Origin of the sequence: Pilimelia terevasa (genome assembly GCF_014647915.1) — a bacterium.
GTDB classification, from domain to species: domain Bacteria; phylum Actinomycetota; class Actinomycetes; order Mycobacteriales; family Micromonosporaceae; genus Pilimelia; species Pilimelia terevasa.
Genome location: NZ_BMQC01000002.1, coordinates 145512 through 162633, shown reverse-complemented (window position 1 = coordinate 162633; position 17122 = coordinate 145512). Strand labels below are relative to the sequence as shown.

Below are 17122 nucleotides of genomic sequence, written 5' to 3'. Positions count from 1 at the left end.
CCGGCGCAGTAGAGTGCCTGTGAGGGGGTATGCGCGTGAGCCAGTTGACGACCGACGACCAGGCGATCGTCGAGGACGACATCGTCCTGTTGACGGTACCGGCCGATGTCGGCTACCTGGGCGTCCTACGGACGGCCACCGCCGGCCTGGCGGCGCGGCTGCACTTCGCCCTCGACGAGATCGAGGACCTGCGGATCGCGGTCGACGAGGCGTGCGCCATGCTGCTGGCGATCGCCGCAGCCGGCGCGGAGCTGGAGTGCCGGTTCGCGGTCTCCGAGGACGCGCTCACCGTCGCGGTGAGCGCGTCGACCCAGCCCGGGACGAACCTGCCGGCGCACGCCTCGTTCGCGTGGAAGGTGCTGACGGCGCTGACGACGGACGCGGTCGCCGAGACCGACGGCACGGTCGCCACCATCCGGCTGGTCAGCCGGCGACAGGGTCCGCGGCCCTGACGACCCCGATGGTGCGCAGGTGGCGCAGGTGGTCGGCGGCGGCCTCCTGGGCACCCATGACGTCGCCCTCGCGCAGCCGGGCGGCGAAGTCGCGGCAGTACGCGGCCACGCGGGTCCACACGCCCGCGTCCTCGGTCAGCCGGTCGACGACGCTGAGCCGGTGCAGGGGCCGGGTCAGCAGTTCGTAGAGCGGGTTCTGCACGGCCACGGCGACGACCCCGTGGAACTCCTCGTAGACCGCGAACCGGGTGGGCAGCGGCAGGATCGGGTCGACGACGAGCTGGGCGAGCCGCGCGAGGTGCGACTCGGTGCGGCGGCTGGCCGCCAGGCCGGCGCCGGGCACCTCCAGCATCAGCCGCACCTCCAGCGAGCGCTCGGCGCTGGGCGGCCCCGAGGCGCACAGCAGTTGCAGGACGCCCGTCAGCGAGTCGGCGAGCCGGGCCGGGCAGGGTTCGGCGACGAAGCTGCCGCCGAACACGCCCCGCGTGGTGACGATGAGGTGCTGGCTGGCCAGCATCCGCAGCGCCTCGCGGACGGTGCTGCGGCTGACGCCGGAGCGGGCGCACAGTTCCGGTTCGGTGGGCAGGCGGTCCCCGGGCCGGAGTCGGCCGGTGGTGATCTGCGTGCGCAGGTCGTCGGCCAGCACCTGGTACGCGGGCGGGCGGTGGTGCGCGTCGGCGGTGGCGCGACGCTCAGGGGTCGGAAGGGCAGAATCCACGAGGCGTGAGCCTAGAACCGCTCATGTTCCGCGCACAGTGGGTCACGCCGCGAATATCGCTTTTGGCACATACCGGATCGCCCGGTCGGGTGCGCCTACCGCTGCCGTTCGAGCCCCAGCGCCCGGGTCGTCCGGGGCAGGCAGAGCAGGACCGCCGCCACCCCCGCATAGGTCAGGACGACCCCCCCGACGACCCGCAGGCCGCCGGTCACCATGTAGTACCCGGTGGACAGGAACATGAGCTGGGCCACGACCGCTACCCCCCGCACGCCGCCGCGCCGGTCCGCCAGGGCGCGCGCCACGAACCACAGCAGCGCCGCCGCGGCCAGGGCGAACCCGGTCACCAGCAGCGCGCCGAGCAGGCTGGCGGCGGCCTCGGCCAGGTCGGCGTAGAGCAGCCAGCCGGCGACCGCGGTGACGGCCGCGGCCTCGCCGTACAGCAACCAGGTCGCCCACGTCAGCGTGGTGGGCCGGCCGGCGGGGGCCGGGTCCGGCGGCGGGCCGGCCATGGGTGCCTCCTCCGGGTCGGCGCGGCGGGACTCCCCGCGCCGCGACGCCGCACCATATCGCACACCGTGTGTGGGTACAGTCGGTGACCATGCGGGCCCTACTCGTGGTCAACCCCAAGGCCACCACCACCACCGAGCGCAGCCGGGACGTGCTCCTGCGGGCGCTGCGCAGCGAGGTGGACCTGACCGTGGAGACCACCCGGCGCCGCGGGCACGGGGGCGAGCTGGCCCGGCAGGGCGCGGCCGAGGGGGTCGACATCGTGGTCGCCCTCGGCGGCGACGGCACCGTCAACGAGATCGTCAACGGGCTGATGGCCGATGCGGCCCCGGGTCGCCGCGGCGGCGACGCCGACAGCCGCCCCGCCCTGGCGGTGGTACCGGGCGGCTCGACGAACGTCTTCGCCCGGGCGCTCGGGCTCCCCCGGGAGCCGATGGAGGGCACCGGCGCCATCCTGGAGGCGCTGCGGCTGGGCAGTACGCGGACGGTGGGGCTGGGGCTGGCCGACGACCGGTACTTCACCTTCTGCGCCGGCCTGGGGCTGGACGCCGCGGTCATCCGCGAGGTGGAGCGCGCCCGGCTGCGCGGCCGCACCGCCACGCCGGGCCGGTACCTGCGGACGGCCGTGTGGCAGTACCTGGTCGGGGCGCGGGGGGAGCCCGCGCTCGCGCTGGAGCGGCCGGGCGAGGAGGCCGACACCGGGCTGACCACGGCGATCGTGCAGAACAGCGCGCCGTGGACGTACCTGGGCGAGCACGCCGTCGACCCCAATCCCGAAGCGTCCTTCGACAAGGGCCTCGACGTGCTGGCGTTCCGCAGCCTGCGCTCGCCGGGCTCCGCGCTGGCCACCCTGCGGATGCTGCACGGCCCGGCCCGGGGCTCGCACGTGCTCCGCCGGCATGACCTATCGGAGTTCGCCGTTACCTCGCACCGGCCGGAACCGTTCCATCTAGACGGGGACTACCTCGGGGAACGCCAGAAGGTGCGATTTCTCAGCGTGCCGGAGGCGTTGCGCGTAATCTGCTGAGAGATTGACCACGCTCAACCGCCCTGGCGGTCGGCGCCGGCGGGTCGGAATAGGCGGATGCGCGCCGTGTCGCCAGCGTCACCCGGGCGACATGCGCACGACACGCAACGGAAATGTCACGAGGCCCGCACGAACGGTACTAGCCTTGTTACTGGCTGTTGCAGCGGACACCTCCTGATCTGCCAGCAAATAGGACATAACACCGGTGAGTTGGCTCACCGACCGTATTTTTTTCCGAGCATCCCCTTGACATCCGGGGAGTTCGTGAAAGCATTCACAAGCGAACCGGATAGGAGCGCCGTTCCGACTGCGCCGACGCGGGTAACCACCTGACGCGCGCCGACGAACACGATCTTCATCCGCTTCCACAATCTTGCTCACGCGCTGTCGCGCAACCGGTCACCGACCTGTGCGCGACGCCCGCGCGGACGCATACGAAAAGCACCACCACATTCACCACGCTGATCGACCTCACCGCCATTGCACGACCACGCGTCACCGCCACCGATCGACCCCGCTCCACCGCCACCGATGGACCACGGTCCACCACCACTGATCCACGATCCAAGGAGTGTTGCCGCCATGGACTGGCGCCACCGTGCCCTGTGCCGCGACGAAGACCCCGAGCTGTTCTTCCCGATCGGGACGTCCGGTCCGGCCCTTCTCCAGGTCGACCAGGCCAAAACGGTCTGCCGTCGCTGCTCTGTGACCGACCAGTGCCTCACCTGGGCGCTGGACAGCGGTCAGGATGCCGGCGTGTGGGGCGGCATGAGCGAGGAGGAGCGCCGCGCCCTCAAGCGGCGCGGCGGAATCCGCGTCACCGCCTCCGCCTGACCCCACCGCACACACGGAAGAAGCCCCCGGCCCTCACCGCCGGGGGCTTCTTCCGTGTGCAGGCCGCCGCGCCCTACGCGGGCCGGGCCGGGGCGGGCGCGCTGGCCGCCTCGGCGGCGTGCGACGGGGACGCGGTGGCGTCGGCCAGGGTCTCCCCCGTGGCGCCGGGCGCGTCCCCGGGGCCGCGCAGCGGCACCTCCCGGACGAACCAGGCCAGCAGCGGCACCGCCAGCGCGAACGGTACCGACCACCAGAACACCCGCGAGGTGGCGTCCGCGATCGCGCCGAACAGCGCCTCGCGCACCGGGGGCGGCAGCAGGTCCAGCTTGGCCGGGTCGAACGAGGCGCCCGCACCGTCGCCCAGCACCGGGGCGTCGGGGCCGAGCCGCGCCGCCAGCCCGTCGGCAAGCCGGTGGGAGAACACCGCGCCGAACAGCGCCACGCCGAACGAGCCGCCGATCGACCGGAAGAACGTCGCCGTACTGCTGGCCACGCCGAGGTCCCGCTGGTCGGCGCTGTTCTGCGCGATCAGCATCGTGGTCTGCATCAGACAGCCGAGCCCGACGCCCAGGACCACCATGTACAGCGCGGACACCGTCCGGGTGGTGTCGACGCCGAGCTGGGCCAGCAGCAGGGCCGCGGCGATCATCAGGAATCCACCGACGATCGGGAAGATCCGGTACCGGCCGGTGCGGGTGATCGCCTTGCCCACCACCAGGGACGTGACCATCGCCCCCACCATGATCGGCAGGAGCAGCAGGCCGCTGTTGGTCGCCGAGGCCCCCTGGACCGTCTGCTGGTACAGCGGCAGGAAGCTCAGCGCCCCGAACATGGCGAAGCCGAGCAGGAAGCCGACGCCCGTGATCAGCGCGAAGTTGCGGTTGGCCAGCACCCGCAGGGGCAGGATCGGCTCGGCGGCCCGGCGCTCCACGACGACGAACAGCGCGAGCGTGACCGCGGCCAGCAGCACCAGGCCCAGGATCTGCCTGGACGCCCAGGCGTACTCCGTCCCGCCCCACGTGGTGATCAGCACCAGCGACGTCACGGCGACCGACAGCAGGGCCGCGCCGAACCAGTCGATCCGGTGCTCGGTGCGCCGCTTGGGCAGGTGCAGGACGGCCGCCAGCAGCACCAGGACCATGCCGCCGAGCGGGATGTTGACGTAGAACGCCCAGCGCCACGACAGGTGGTCGGTGATCAGGCCGCCGACGAGCGGGCCGCCGACCATCGCCACGGCCATGATGCCGGCGAACTGGCCCTGGTACTTGCCGCGCTCGCGGGGCGAGACGAGGTCGCCGAGGATCGCCATGACGCCCACGAGCAGTCCGCCGGCACCCAGGCCCTGGATGGCCCGGAAGGCGATCAGCTCGATCATCCCGTTGTCGGTGCCGCCGAGCACGGAGGTGCCGGCGACGCCGCACAGCGCGGAGCCCACGAGGAAGATCACAATCGACGTCAGGAAGATCGTCTTACGCCCGTAGAGGTCGCCGAGCTTGCCCCAGATGGGGGTCGAGACCGTGGTGCCGAGGATGTAGGCGGTGACCACCCAGGACAGGTGGGAGACGCCGCCCAGCTCCCCCAGGATGCGGGGCAGGGCCGGGGTCACGATCATGTTGTCGAGCATCGCCAGCAGCATGGCGAGCATGAGCCCGGGCAGCACGACCCGGAGGTTGATCCTGTCGCCGTCGGCGGACGGCGCGGTACTGGCAGACACGGATGGGCGACCCTTCTCAGCATGGTCCCGGCTGGCCGACCCTGGATGCCCGTCCGGGGCGGGCACACACGTCTGCCCGCGGCGGCGGTGCCGGAGAGGCGTGCCGGGGAGCGGGGCAGTGGAGCAGTGGGTTTACTTGCCGGCCGGTAAGTAGTCTGGAGACCGACGCTAGGCTTCCTCCGCCACGGGGTCAAGTCGGTTACAGAGGAGCGGCCGTGACTGAGCGCACAGGCGACACGCGTACCCGGATCCGGGACGTCGCCCTCGACCTCTTCGCCGCCCAGGGCTACGAGCAGACCTCCCTGCGGGAGATCGCCGAACGGCTCGGCGTCACCAAGGCGGCCCTGTACTACCACTTCCGGAGCAAGGACGAAATCGTCGACAGCGTGCTCGCCGACCGGTTGAGCGCCATCGGCGAGCTGATCGCCTGGGCGCAGGCGCACCCGCCGTCCCCGGCGCTGCGCAAGCAGGTCCTGCGGCGGTACGCGGACAGCCAGCGCCTGCCCGCCGCGCGGCGGCTGGCGCAGTTCTTCGAGCGCAACCAGCCGGCGCTGCGCTCCAGCCCCACCGCGGCGCAGCTCAAGGAGCGGATGCGCGAACTGGTCCTGACCGTCTGCGGGCCCGACGCCACGCCCGCGGACCACATGCGCACCGGGCTGGCGTTCGCCGCGACCCACGCCGTGGAGTTCTGGCTCGCCCAGGACGCGCTCACCGACGAGCAGCGGCTCCAGGTGGCCCTGACGGTGGGTGACGAACTGCTGGACCGGACCTGAGGGCCGCGCCCGCGGGTCGACCGGCGGGCGCGGCGGCCCGCGGCGGTGCGGCGCTACTCGATGGTGGCGATCAGGTCGCCCTCCTGGACGACGTCGCCCTCGTTGACGGCGAGCTGGCCGACCGTGCCGTCGGACTCGGCGACGACGGGGATCTCCATCTTCATCGACTCCAGGATCACGAGGGTGTCCCCCTCGGCGACCTCGTCGCCCGCAGAGACGACGACCTTCCACACGTTGGCCACCATCTCGGCACGGATTTCCTCGGCCACGGTCGCAACTCCCTCTCGTCCGCACACGCCGACGCGGCGTATCCGCCGCCGGCACTGTGACGGTATCCAATCATGCGGCCCCGCACGCGCCGATGCGGCGGCGCCGGGCGGGTGGGCTGCGCCGCGGCGCCCTCGGCCGGGCGCCTACGATGGCAGGCGTTGCACCACGTGCGAAGGGAGATCGGCGATGGCGAAGAAAGCTCGTCGCAAGCGGGCGCGCAAGAAGAGCGCCGCGAACCACGGCAAGCGCCCCAACGCCTGAGGCGTCACTCCCGCGGGCTACTCCCCGAGCGGCCCGCGGGAGTCGATCTCGACGTCGACGACCAGCTCCCGGATCTTCACCCGGAGGCGCTCGCGCAGCTCGTCCGGGGCGCGCTCGCCGCCGCAGCAGCGGGCCACCAGCGCGCGGACCTCCTGCTCGATGCCGTACTCGCGCAGGCACGGCGAGCACTCGTCGAGGTGCCGGCGGATGAGGTCCCGGCGGGCCTCCGCGCACTCCAGGTCGAGGTAGAGGTAGACCTCCCCGATCACCTCGCGGCAGCCGTCCCCGTGATCGTCGCCGTCACTCACCCTGCCCACCTCCTACCGCGCCGGTGCGGGGTCGACGGACGGGTTGCGGGTGATGCCGCGCTCGGCCGCGTAGCTCTCCAACTGGCGCCGCAGGTTGCGCCGCCCGCGGTGCAGCCGGGACATGACGGTACCGATGGGGGTGCCCATGATGTCCGCGATCTCCTTGTACGAGAAGCCCTCCACGTCCGCCAGGTACACCGCCAGGCGGAACTCCTCCGGCAGCGCCTGCAGCGCCGTCTTGACGTCGCTGTCGGGCAGCCGCTCCAGCGCCTCGGTCTCGGCCGACTTCAGGCCCGAGGAGGTGTGCGACTCGGCCTCGGCCAGCACCCAGTCGCTGATCTCCTCGGTGGGCGCCTGGACGGGCTGGCGCTGCCGCTTCCGGTAGGAGTTGATGAAGGTGTTGGTGAGGATGCGGTACAGCCACGCCTTGAGGTTCGTGCCCTGCTCGAACTGGTGGAAGGCGGCGTACGCCTTCAGGAAGGTCTCCTGGACGAGGTCCTCGGCGTCGGCCGGGTTGCGCGTCATCCGCAGGGCGGCGCCGTAGAGCTGGTCGACGAAGGGCAGGGCGTCGTGCTCGAAGCGGGCGCGCTGGGTCTCGGTGCGTGCGCGCCGCCCGCTCGTACCGCCCGGTGTGCTGCTCTCGGGTCCGCTCACCCGCACGTCCCCTCTCGGCTGCCCCGCTGAGGATACGGCGCGGCCCTGCCCGGAGTTTACGGCCCGCCGCCGCGCGGCGGGTAGGCCGCGGTGGGCCGGGGCGGTCCGGTCGCACCGGGCGGCGGCGCAGCCGTTCGTCGCGCGCGGTGCGGGAGCGGGCCGGCTCGTCGGCGCGGTCGTCGGTGGGGTCGGGGTACGCACGGCGGGCTCCTCCCGGACACCGGCGCCGGCGTCCGGTGGGTACAACCGCACAGCCCGCCGGCCCATTCCGCTCCACGGCGCGGGGAACCGTCCCGCGGGGAACCGTCCCCCGGGTGCCCCGGCACGCGGTGCTGCCGGTCCCGCGGTGTCCCTGGTCCCGCGGTGTCCCTGGTCCCGCGGTGTCCCTGGTCCCGCGGTGCCTCCGTCAGTGCGGGAGCCACCCGTTGCCGCGCAGCCAGGCCGTCACGCAGGCGCCGACCGCGGGCGGGTCGCCCCGCAGGTCGTGCCGCTCGCCCGGGCGGATCACGCGGGCGACCCCCGGCAGCGGCGGCGGCACCCCGAACGGGTCCCGGTCGCCGTTGACCACCAGGGCCGGTACGGCCACCGCGGCCAGCTCGTCCAGCCTGGACCGCTCCGGACGGCCGGGAGGGTGCAGCGGGAAGGCCAGCGCCACCACGCCCGCCGCGCCGACCGCGGCGGCCGTCCGGCAGGCGACCCGGGCGCCGCTGGACCGCCCGCCGACCACCAGCGGCGGCGCGGGCGGCGCGCCGCCCGCGCCGGCGGCCGGGTCGAGCAGGCCGGGGAGGGCGGCGAGGGCGGCGATCCACGCCTCGTCCAACTGGCCCGCCGGAGCGGGCGCGCGGCGGCCCGCGACCCGGTACGGCTGGGTGACCCGCGCGACCGCCGCGCCGGCCGCCGCCGCGGCGGCGGTCACCGCCCGCAGGTCGGGGGCGGCCACGCCGCCGCCGGCCCCGTGCCCGAGTACCAGCAGGCACCGGGCCGGGCCGGCCGGCGCGGTGAGGTCCACCCAGGCCGTCCCCCGCGGGGTGGCCAGCTCGTGCCGCGCGACGGTATCCACCGGGTCATTGTGGCGCGCGCGACCGCCGCACCGGCCGGGAAGCGCTGCGCCACGCCAGGCGCTCGGGCCGCAGGCCGGCATCCCGGTCGGGCCGTACGCCATCCTGCGGCCGGGACCGCGCGGGCGCTCCCGCGCGGCGGACCGCGGCGCGGCCCACGGCGGCGCGGCCCACGGCGGCGATCCACCGCCGCGCGACCCACCGCTGAACCGCGTCGGGCGGCTGCCGACCGTCCCCGGCGGCTACCGCGCGGCGCTGGCGGCCAGGGTCAGCGGGAGGTCCCGCAGGGGCGGGCCGCCGCACGCCGACGGCTGGCGCGGCCAGACCACGCCCATCGCCCGGCGCTCCTTCGGGGTGGTGCCGCCCCACACGCCGTGGCAGTCGCCGACGTCCAGCGCCCACGCCAGGCACGAGCCCTGCACGGGGCAGCCGCGGCAGACCGCGAGCGCCGCCAGCGCCGGTTCGTGGGGCGCCGGGAAAAAGAGGTCCGGGTCCGCGCGGCGGCACGCCCCGTTCGCCCGCCAGGCGGGATCGGCGCGCCGATCCACCACCGCCCGGCGTAGCCGTGGGTCTGTCCGCGCCGCGTCGATCTCCTGCGGCCGTGGTGGCCGTGCCCGTGTCATGCGTTCACCTGCCCCGTGCTTTCGCTGTCAACCGCGCGGTTTGTATCGCACTGGCGGAGCACGCACAAGTGTTCAATCAGGTTTCTGCCAGTCATCTGACAACAACACGACAGATCAGCCATCATTGACGACTGTCCATGATGCACAAGGCCACGCTCAGTACTGTCGCCACCCCGCTGCGCTGCCGTCCTCGGAGGATCGGCCGGGGCGGCCGGCGCGGTCGCGGGCGGGGCTCAGAACAGGGTCGCGGGAGGCTCCCCGGCGGCCGGCGCGGACACCCGCGCCACCAGGTCGGGACCGTCGTTGCGGACGTCCCCGACCGCCGGCCCCACCGGCCGGATCTCCAGCGCGGCCACCGACTCCGGCGGCGGCGGCGCGAGCAGCGCGGGCGAGGCCGGCCCGGCGAGCCAGTCCGCCCACCGGTCGCGCGGCAGCAGCAGGGGCATCCGGTCGTGCACCCCGGCCAGCGGCCCGACCGCCGCCGTGGTCAGGATCGTGCACGTCAACCCGCCGGGTACCGCCGGGTGCGCCGCCCACAGGCCCGCGAACACCAGCGGCCCACCGGCACCGCCGGTCATGAAGTACGGGCGGCCGCGGCCCTTCCACTCGAACCACCCCTCGGCCGGGACCAGGCAGCGGTGCGTGCCGAAGTACCGGCGGTAGGTGGCCGACGTGGCGACCCCCTCGGACCGGGCGTTGATCATCCGGGCGCCGGCCCGCGGGTCCTTCGCCCAGTGCGGGACGAGTCCCCAGCGCACCAGCGACAGCACCCGCCGCGGCGGACCGGCGGGGGCTGCGCCGCCGGTACCGGCGGCGGCCCGCGGGGCGCCCGGGGGGCGGGTGGTCAGCCGGACCACGGGGACCGGGTCCGTGGGAGCGACGTTGTAGTCGGGCGCCAGCAGCCCGTCGGTCTCGTCCGCCGCGTCGAAGAACGCGCTCAGGTCACCCGCGCCCCGCACGGTCGCATACCGCCCACACACTCCCCCAACCTAACCCGCCCGGCCGTGTCCGGGAGGATGGCGGCATGAGCAGCACGCCAGCGCAGCCCTGGTCCGCCCCGCGCGCCGCCGGCCCCGTCCGGGGGGACGTACGCCTGCCCGGGTCCAAGTCCATGACCGCCCGCGCCCTGGTGCTCGGCGCCCTGGGCACCGGGGTGTCCACCCTGGAGGGGCCGCTGGTCGCCCGGGACACCGCGCTGATGGCGGACGGGCTGCGGGCGCTCGGTACCGGCGTGGACACCGACGCGGCCGCCTGGACGGTGCGGCCGGCGGCGCCGCGGGCGCCCGCGGCCGTCGACGTCGGGCTCGCCGGTACCGTGATGCGTTTCCTGCCGCCGGTGGCCGCGCTTGCCGACGGCCCGGTCCTCTTCGACGGCGACGCCGCCGCCCGGCGGCGCCCGCTCGGCCCGCTGCTGGACGGCCTGCGGCAGCTCGGCGTCGCGGTCACCGCCGCCGACGGCCGGCTGCCCGCCACCGTGCACGGCCGCGGCGGGGTGGCCAGCGGCACGGTCACCATCGACGCCTCGGCGTCCAGCCAGTTCGTCTCGGGGCTGCTGCTGGCCGGCGCCGCCTACGCGGGCGGGCTGACCGTGCGGCACGCCGGGCCGCCGGTGCCCAGCGCGCCGCACCTGCGGATGACAGTGCGGATGCTGCGCGCGGCGGGCGTCGCCGTCGACACGGCGGCGCCGGACGTCTGGGTCGTCGCGCCCGGCCGCCCGGCCGGGCGGCGGTGGACCGTCGAGCCGGACCTCGCCGGGGCCGCGCCGTTCCTCGCCGCCGCGCTGGTCACCGGCGGGCGGGTCACCCTCGCGCACTGGCCCCGCGACAGTGTCCAGCCGGTCGCCGAGGTGGCGGAGCTGTTCACGCTGCTGGGCGGTGCCGTCGAGGTCACCGGTGCCGGGCTCACCGTCAGCGGCACCGGGACCGTCACCGGCGCGGACCTGGACCTGCGCGCCGTCAGCGAGCTGACCCCGGTCGTGGCCGCCCTGGCGACGCTCGCCGACCGGCCGTCGCGGCTGCGCGGCGTCGCCCACATCCGCGGCCACGAGACCGACCGGCTGGCGGCCCTCGCCGGGCAGCTCGGCGACCGCGGCGCGGCGGTCACCGAGACCGACGACGGGCTGCGGATCACCCCGGGCCGGCTACGCGGCGGGGTTCTCGCCACGTTCGGCGACCACCGGATGGCGCACGCCGCGGCGGTGCTGGGGCTCGCGGTGGACGGCGTCGGCGTGGACGACGTGGGCTGTACCCGCAAGACGCTGCCGGACTTCCCCGGCCTGTGGTCGGCGCTGGTCGGCTGACCGGCCTCACTCCACCTCGACCGGGCCGCCGGTGCGCCAGTACACGCCCTGGTCGCGGGTGAGCAGGCCCTCGTCGATGAGGCTGCGGCGCAGGGTGGCGTAGTCGTCGTGGAAGACGCGCAGCAGGGCGTCGACGGCGCGCTCGGGGTAGCGGACGCCCGGCTCGAAGGTCACCGCGACGTGCTCCAGGATGATCCGGCGCTTGGCGTGCGCCGCCGGGAGCTGGGTGATCCGCCCGTCGCTGAGGAAGGTGCGCAGGACCGTGTCGCGCCCCGGGTCCGGGTCCAGGGGGGCCGGCGAGCCGTCGGCGGCGCCCGCCCGCACGGCGTCGCGGAAGGCGTGGTCCGCGGCCCGCAGCCCCCCGTCGGTGACGCTGAGCAGGCCGCCCTGCTCCAGGCGGCCGAGCGCGACGACGACGGTCCGCCCGGGCAGGCCGGTGGCCTGCGCCACCTCGCCGGGCGACCGGGCGCCCAGCACGACCGCGGCGAAGACGGCCAGGCGGTCACTCTCTGCCAACAACCCGCACAGCGCATCAGCCTTCACGCCAGCGAACCTATCGCGGCGCGGCCCGCCGCGCAGCACCGCTTCGGGCCTGCTCCGGCGCGTCGGGGCGCCGATCGGTTAGGTTTCGGCCATGAACCGGTACGCCGACGACCTGGCCCTCACCCACCTCCTCGCCGACGCCGCGGACTCCCTGTCGACGGCCCGGTTCAAGGCCCTGGACCTGCACGTGACCGCCAAGCCGGACCTCACGCCGGTCTCCGACGCCGACACCGCCGTCGAGAAGGCCGTCCGGGCCGTGCTGTCCCGCAGCCGGCCCCGCGACGCCGTGGTCGGCGAGGAGTTCGGCAGCACCGGCGGCGCGGGCGGGCGGCGGTGGGTGGTCGACCCCATCGACGGGACGAAGAACTTCATCCGCGGGGTACCCGTGTGGGCGACGCTGATCGCGCTGCTGGAGGACGACCGCCCGGTGGTCGGCATGGTCTCGGCGCCGGCCCTGGGCCGGCGCTGGTGGGCGGCGACCGGACACGGGGCGTACGCGGGCCGGCACCCCTCCAGCGCCACCCCGCTGCGCGTCTCCGCCGTCGGCCGGCTCGCCGACGCGAGCCTGTGCTACTCGTCGCTGACCGGCTGGGAGCAGCAGGGGCGGCTGCCGGCGATGCTGGGCCTGATGCGCGACTGCTGGCGGACCCGGGCGTACGGGGACTTCTACGGGTACATGCTGCTGGCCGAGGGCGCGCTGGACATCATGGTCGAGCCGGAGCTGTCGCTGTGGGACCTGGCCGCCCTCATCCCGATCGTCACCGAGGCCGGCGGCACGTTCACCGACCTGGAGGGCGAGACCGGCGCCCGCGGCGGCAGCGCCGTCGGCAGCAACGGCGCCCTGCACGCCGAGGTGCTTACGCGCCTCCGGCCGGCTCCGCTCCCCCGAGCGACTATTCTCGCCACGTGATGTCGAGTGGTTGGTACTTCCTCGCCGCGATGATCGTCGCGTACGGGGTGGCCAACCTGCTCCAGTCCATCGCCGCCGCCCGGACCACCGTGCACCACACGCTGGACCCCGGCCTGCTGCTGCGCCTGGCCGTCCACCGGACGTACCTGTTCGGGGTCGGCTTCCAGGTCGTCGGCTTCCTGCTGGCCTTCCTCGCGCGGCGGGACCTGCCGCTGTTCCTCGTCCAGGCGGCCGTCGCCGCCGGCCTCGGCGTGACCGCCCTGCTGGGCGTCGTCGTGGTGAAGTGGCGGCTGCCGCGGGCCGAGGTGGGCCTGCTGGTCCTGCTGTTCGTGGGCATCGGCGGCCTGGTCGCCTCGGCCCAGCCGGCGCCCGCCCTGCCGATCGGGGTCACCGGGGTGGTGTGGCTGGGCGGGGTCCTGGTCCTCATCGCGCTGCTGTCCGGCTTCGCTGTCCGGCTCCAGGGCGCGCCGGGGTCGGTGGCGCTGGGCTCGCTGGCCGGCCTGGCCTTCTCCGCCGCCGCCGTCGCGGCCCGGCCGCTGGCCTCCCTGCACGACCCCGGGGCGCTGTTCCGCGACCCGCTGCTGTACCTGCTCGTCGCCCACTCGATCGTCGGCCAGCTCCTGCTGGGCCTGGCCATGCAGCGCGGTTCGACCACCGCCGCGGTGGCCGCGATGGACGCCGCGGGGGCGGTACCGGCGGCGATCGTGGGCCTGCTGCTGCTCGGCGACCAGGTGCGGCCCGGCCTGGAGTGGCTGGCCGCCGTCGGCTTCCTGATGACCCTGGCCTCGGTGATCGGGCTGACCCGGTACGCCGAGCCGCAGCACCACCACAGCGTGCCCGAGTCGCCCGGGCAGCCCCGCGCGCTCTCCTCGCACGCCGCCTGACCCGCCCACCGGCGGGTGTCCGGCGGCGGGTGTTTCGCTCCCGGGCGGGTGGGTATTCGCGGCACATGGCGCTACTGACGGTGACCGACCCCGTCGTGGTCGTCACTGGTGCCGGCAGCGGCATCGGGGCGGCCACGGCGATCCTGCTGGCGCGGCGCGGGGCCCGGGTGGTGCTGGCCGGCCGGCGCGAGGACGCGCTGCGGACCGTCGCCCAGGAGTGCCGCCGGACGTCCCCGGCGCTGGTCGTACCCACCGACGTCACCGACCCGGCCGCCGTCGCCGCCCTCGGCGAGGCCGCCGCCGCCCACTTCGGCCGGATCGACGCCTGGGTCAACAACGCGGGCGTCGCCGGCTACGGGCGGTTCGCCGAACTGCCCGCCGACGAGTTCGCCCGGATCGTCGACGTGAACCTGCTCGGCGTCGCCCACGGGATGCGCACCGCGCTGCTGCACCTGCGCCGGGCCGGCCGCGGCGTCGTCGTCAACGTCGCCTCGCTGCTCGCCGAGGTGCCCGCTCCCTACCAGAGCGCCTACACCGCGGCCAAGTACGGCGTGCGCGGGCTGTCGGCGAGCGTCCGCCAGGAGCTGCGGCTGGCCGGCGAGCGCGACATCGCCGTCTGCACCGTGCTGCCGGCCAGCATCGACACGCCGCTGTTCCGGCACGCCGCCAACCACACCGGCCGCGCGCCGCGGCCCGTGCCGCCCGTGTACCCGGCCACGGTCGCGGCGCAGGCCGTCCTGCGCGCCCTGAAGCACCCGCGTCGGGAGATCCACGCCGGGGCCGCGGCAGCGCTGACCGCCCGCCTGGCCCGGCTGGCGCCCGCCCTGACCGAACGGGTCGCCGGCCGGCTCGCCGCCCGCGGAGCCCTGCGCCACGCCCCGGCGCCGGTCGGCCCGGGGAACCTGTTCGCCGAGAGCGACGACGACGCCCGCATCCCCGGCGGCCACCACGGGCTGGCCCGCCGGGCGTTCCGCACCTCCACCGCCGTCGGCCTGGCCGCCGGTACCGCCGCGGTCGTCATGCGGCGCGCGCTCGCCGGCCGGACCGGTGACTGACGTGCGCGGGCAGGCGCCGCCCGCCGAGCTGCGGTTGTTGCTGCGGCCGGCCGTCGGGGCCGCCCGGGCGGCCCGCGAGCTGGTCACCGAGGCGTGCGCGCGCGGCGAGTTGGCACCGCTGGCCGGCGCGGCCTGCACGGTGGTGACCGAGCTGGTGAACAACGCGGTCGTCCACGCGCGGACCCCGCTGGAGCTGGTGATCGGACTGCGCGCCGACGGCCTGGACATCGCGGTGCACGACGGCTCCGCGCAGCTCCCGCAGCCGCGCCAGCCGGTGGCCCCGGCCGCGCCGGGCGGGCGCGGCATGGTCATGGTGGCGGCGCTGGCCACCCGGTGGGGCGCCGACCCGCGCCCCGGCGGCAAGGTCGTCTGGGCCACGCTGGACGCCGCCGAGCCCGCCTGAGCGGACGGCCCGGTCCGGTCCGCGCGGTCAGTCGGCGTCCAGGCCCTGGGAGATCGCGTACCGGGTCAGCTCCACCCGGTTGTGCAGGTGCAGCTTGCTGAGGGTGTTCTGCACGTGGTTCTGCACCGTGCGGTGGGACAGGTCGAGCCGGGCGGCGATCTGCTTGTACGACAGGCCCTTGGCGACCAGCCGCAGCACCTCGGTCTCGCGGTCGGTGAGCTGCGGGGCCGGCGGCCCGGTCGGGGCGGGACCCCGGGCCAGGCGGCGGTACTCGCCCAGCACCAGACCGGCCAGGCCGGGGGTGTACACGGCCTCGCCGAGGGCGGTCCGCCGGACGGCGTCGACGAACTCGGCCGGCCCGGCCGACTTCACCAGGTACCCGGTCGCGCCGGCCTTCACCGCGTCGAGGACGTCCTGCTGCTCGCCGCTGGCCGAGAGCATCAGCACCCGCGCCTGCGGCACCGCCTGCGCGAGCCCCCGGATCACCTCCACCCCGGAGACGTCCGGGAGCTGGAGGTCGAGGACCACGACATCGGGCCGGGCCGCCGGGGCGAGCCGCACGGCCTGCCGGCCCTCGCCGCTGGCGGCGACCACCGCGAACCCGGCCTCGGCCAGGTCCCGGGCCACGCCCTCGCGCCACATCGGATGGTCGTCGACCACCATCACCCGGACCGGCCGCTCGGCGTGCGCGCTCATGACCGCAGCGTACGGGGCAGCCGCAGCTCCACCTCGGTCCCCTCGTCGGGCTCCGACCGGATCTCGGCGGTCCCGCCCAGGTCGGCGAGCCGGCCGAGGATCGACTGCGCCACCCCGAGCCGGCCGGCCGCGGCGGCCTCGTCGAGCCGGCCGGGCACGATGCCGGGGCCGTCGTCGCGCACCGTGACGGTGACGGACGCGGGCTCGTCCTCGACCAGGACCCAGGCGCGGGTCGCCGGGCCGCCGTGCCGGCTCACGTTCGCCAGGGCGGCGCCGACCGCCCGGGCCAGCTCCCGCGCCGCCGCCCCGGGCAGCGGGACGGGGGCGGCGGGCGCCGCGACGGACACCGAGCGCCCCTCGTGCGCCCGCACCAGCGGCCGCAGGTCCACCTCGTCGCCCTCCTCCCCCGGCGGCGCCGCCCCGACGAGCGCCCGCAGCGCCGCCTCCTGCTCGCCGGCCAGCCGGGCCAGCTCGCCGGCCTCGCCGTCCAGCCGGGCGCCGCGCCGGGCGACCATGGCCAGCACCTGGAGCACCGAGTCGTGGATCCCCCGGGCCAGCCGCTCCCGCTCGGCGGCGGCGGCCTCCCGCCGGGACGCCTCCCGCAGCCGGCGCTCGACGTCCGCGGCCAGGCCGGCGACGTGCCCGGTGGACAGGCCGGCCAGCAGCATCAGGATGATCCCCGTGGCGGCGCTCTGCCCGGCGCTGCCGCGCACCACGACCTCGACAGCGCCGAGCAGCAGCGCGGCGGCCACCCCGCGGCGCCGGCCGCCCGCCACGGCCCAGGCGAGGACCGCGCCGCCGATCCAGGCCGGGGCCAGGGTCGACAGGTGGTGCCGCAGCGGGTCGCTGCCCACGACCCACACGGTGCTCAGCTCGACCCCGGCGGTGAGCGCCAGGTCGGCGGCCAGCAGCGGCCACCGGCGCAGCGCCGGCCGGGCGTAGGCCCAGGTGGTCGCGGCGGTCCAGCCGGCCATCACGGCCAGGGCGAGCCAGGCGTACCCGGGGTGCTGGTACCCGGCGCTGTTGGCCGCCGTCAGGTAGGCGACGTACACCCACGCGCAGGCCCGGAACACCGCGACGGCGCGCCACAGCGCCTCCCGCAGCCCGTCCGGGTGGGTGGGGGTGAGCCGCAT

Annotated in this window: 23 protein-coding genes; 10 read left to right on the top strand and 13 right to left on the bottom strand. The window is 75.6% G+C overall.

Features of this window, described 5'->3' with window-relative positions; all coding sequences use genetic code 11:
• Positions 1–35 precede the first annotated feature (35 nt).
• The gene (locus tag IEY75_RS03715; RefSeq protein WP_229789323.1) at positions 36–452 is read left to right on the top strand and encodes an ATP-binding protein; all 417 of its coding nucleotides are present in this window, start codon (positions 36–38) and stop codon (positions 450–452) included.
• Here the strand turns inward: IEY75_RS03715 and IEY75_RS03710 are convergent.
• Both IEY75_RS03710 and IEY75_RS03705 read right to left on the bottom strand, forming a co-directional pair.
• Entirely contained in the window at positions 424–1170 is a 747-nt protein-coding gene (locus IEY75_RS03710) for a FadR/GntR family transcriptional regulator (protein WP_189112756.1), read from the bottom strand. The two genes, IEY75_RS03715 and IEY75_RS03710, sit on opposite strands and share 29 nt — an antisense overlap.
• 95 nt (positions 1171–1265) lie before the next feature.
• Positions 1266–1679, bottom strand: coding sequence for a hypothetical protein (locus IEY75_RS03705; RefSeq protein ID WP_189112755.1), 414 nt, complete (start codon positions 1677–1679; stop codon positions 1266–1268).
• A gap of 89 nt (positions 1680–1768) precedes the next feature.
• Here IEY75_RS03705 and IEY75_RS03700 point away from each other — a divergent pair, with 89 nt between their 5' ends.
• The gene (locus IEY75_RS03700; RefSeq protein ID WP_189112754.1) at positions 1769–2704 is read left to right on the top strand and encodes a diacylglycerol/lipid kinase family protein; all 936 of its coding nucleotides are present in this window, start codon (positions 1769–1771) and stop codon (positions 2702–2704) included.
• Between the two features lie 215 nt (positions 2705–2919).
• Here IEY75_RS03700 and IEY75_RS03695 read toward each other — a convergent pair whose 3' ends face one another.
• The gene (locus IEY75_RS03695) at positions 2920–3063 is read right to left on the bottom strand and encodes a hypothetical protein (RefSeq protein ID WP_189112753.1); all 144 of its coding nucleotides are present in this window, start codon (positions 3061–3063) and stop codon (positions 2920–2922) included.
• Between the two features lie 223 nt (positions 3064–3286).
• Between IEY75_RS03695 and IEY75_RS03690 the strand changes: the two genes are divergently transcribed.
• Complete coding sequence (locus tag IEY75_RS03690; RefSeq protein ID WP_189112752.1) at positions 3287–3538, top strand: WhiB family transcriptional regulator; 252 nt, start codon at positions 3287–3289, stop codon at positions 3536–3538.
• A gap of 73 nt (positions 3539–3611) precedes the next feature.
• Here IEY75_RS03690 and IEY75_RS03685 read toward each other — a convergent pair whose 3' ends face one another.
• On the bottom strand, positions 3612–5183 hold the full coding sequence (locus tag IEY75_RS03685; RefSeq protein ID WP_189113018.1) for an MDR family MFS transporter: 1572 nt from the start codon (positions 5181–5183) through the stop codon (positions 3612–3614).
• Positions 5184–5467: 284 nt separating this feature from the next.
• On the opposite strand from IEY75_RS03685, the gene IEY75_RS03680 reads away from it, so the two are divergent.
• Positions 5468–6025: a TetR/AcrR family transcriptional regulator gene (locus tag IEY75_RS03680; protein ID WP_189112751.1), complete on the top strand. Its 558-nt coding sequence runs from the start codon at positions 5468–5470 to the stop codon at positions 6023–6025.
• Between the two features lie 53 nt (positions 6026–6078).
• Here IEY75_RS03680 and IEY75_RS03675 read toward each other — a convergent pair whose 3' ends face one another.
• A complete protein-coding gene (locus tag IEY75_RS03675) occupies positions 6079–6294 on the bottom strand; it encodes a biotin/lipoyl-binding carrier protein (protein ID WP_189112750.1) in 216 nt (71 codons plus the stop codon).
• 187 nt (positions 6295–6481) lie between these two features.
• Between IEY75_RS03675 and IEY75_RS21450 the strand changes: the two genes are divergently transcribed.
• The gene (locus tag IEY75_RS21450) at positions 6482–6556 is read left to right on the top strand and encodes a 50S ribosomal protein bL37 (RefSeq protein WP_373290206.1); all 75 of its coding nucleotides are present in this window, start codon (positions 6482–6484) and stop codon (positions 6554–6556) included.
• 17 nt (positions 6557–6573) lie between these two features.
• Here the strand turns inward: IEY75_RS21450 and rsrA are convergent, their stop codons facing one another.
• From rsrA to IEY75_RS03650, 5 genes are all read right to left on the bottom strand, one after another.
• A complete protein-coding gene (gene rsrA, locus IEY75_RS03670; protein WP_189112749.1) occupies positions 6574–6864 on the bottom strand; it encodes a mycothiol system anti-sigma-R factor in 291 nt (96 codons plus the stop codon).
• Positions 6865–6876: 12 nt separating this feature from the next.
• Positions 6877–7785: a sigma-70 family RNA polymerase sigma factor gene (locus tag IEY75_RS03665; protein WP_373290200.1), complete on the bottom strand. Its 909-nt coding sequence runs from the start codon at positions 7783–7785 to the stop codon at positions 6877–6879.
• A gap of 139 nt (positions 7786–7924) precedes the next feature.
• Positions 7925–8578 carry an alpha/beta family hydrolase gene (locus IEY75_RS03660; protein ID WP_189112747.1) on the bottom strand — a complete coding sequence of 218 codons (654 nt, stop codon included), beginning with the start codon at positions 8576–8578 and terminating at the stop codon, positions 7925–7927.
• 240 nt (positions 8579–8818) lie between these two features.
• Positions 8819–9199, bottom strand: a complete 381-nt coding sequence (locus IEY75_RS03655) for a WhiB family transcriptional regulator (RefSeq protein ID WP_189112746.1) — start codon at positions 9197–9199, stop codon at positions 8819–8821.
• A 233-nt stretch (positions 9200–9432) separates the two neighbouring features.
• The gene (locus tag IEY75_RS03650; protein ID WP_189112745.1) at positions 9433–10179 is read right to left on the bottom strand and encodes an SOS response-associated peptidase; all 747 of its coding nucleotides are present in this window, start codon (positions 10177–10179) and stop codon (positions 9433–9435) included.
• Between the two features lie 44 nt (positions 10180–10223).
• Between IEY75_RS03650 and aroA the strand changes: the two genes are divergently transcribed.
• A complete protein-coding gene (aroA, locus tag IEY75_RS03645; protein ID WP_189112744.1) occupies positions 10224–11498 on the top strand; it encodes a 3-phosphoshikimate 1-carboxyvinyltransferase in 1275 nt (424 codons plus the stop codon).
• Positions 11499–11504: 6 nt separating this feature from the next.
• Here the strand turns inward: aroA and IEY75_RS03640 are convergent, their stop codons facing one another.
• Positions 11505–12041 (bottom strand): DUF2087 domain-containing protein, encoded by a 537-nt coding sequence (locus IEY75_RS03640; RefSeq protein ID WP_189112743.1) that lies wholly within the window; start codon positions 12039–12041, stop codon positions 11505–11507.
• A gap of 91 nt (positions 12042–12132) precedes the next feature.
• On the opposite strand from IEY75_RS03640, the gene hisN reads away from it, so the two are divergent.
• From hisN to IEY75_RS03620, 4 genes are all read left to right on the top strand, one after another.
• Positions 12133–12951: a histidinol-phosphatase gene (gene hisN / locus IEY75_RS03635; RefSeq protein ID WP_189112742.1), complete on the top strand. Its 819-nt coding sequence runs from the start codon at positions 12133–12135 to the stop codon at positions 12949–12951.
• Between the two features lie 29 nt (positions 12952–12980).
• The gene (locus IEY75_RS03630; RefSeq protein WP_229789358.1) at positions 12981–13835 is read left to right on the top strand and encodes a hypothetical protein; all 855 of its coding nucleotides are present in this window, start codon (positions 12981–12983) and stop codon (positions 13833–13835) included.
• 65 nt (positions 13836–13900) lie between these two features.
• Entirely contained in the window at positions 13901–14890 is a 990-nt protein-coding gene (locus tag IEY75_RS03625) for an SDR family oxidoreductase (protein ID WP_189112740.1), read from the top strand.
• A 1-nt stretch (position 14891) separates the two neighbouring features.
• Entirely contained in the window at positions 14892–15293 is a 402-nt protein-coding gene (locus tag IEY75_RS03620; protein WP_229789321.1) for an ATP-binding protein, read from the top strand.
• 27 nt (positions 15294–15320) lie between these two features.
• On the opposite strand, the gene IEY75_RS03615 is transcribed toward IEY75_RS03620, so the two are convergent.
• The gene (locus IEY75_RS03615; protein WP_229789320.1) at positions 15321–15989 is read right to left on the bottom strand and encodes a response regulator; all 669 of its coding nucleotides are present in this window, start codon (positions 15987–15989) and stop codon (positions 15321–15323) included.
• Entirely contained in the window at positions 15986–17122 is a 1137-nt protein-coding gene (gene macS, locus IEY75_RS03610) for a MacS family sensor histidine kinase (RefSeq protein ID WP_189112738.1), read from the bottom strand. The genes IEY75_RS03615 and macS overlap by 4 nt, the downstream gene beginning before the upstream one ends.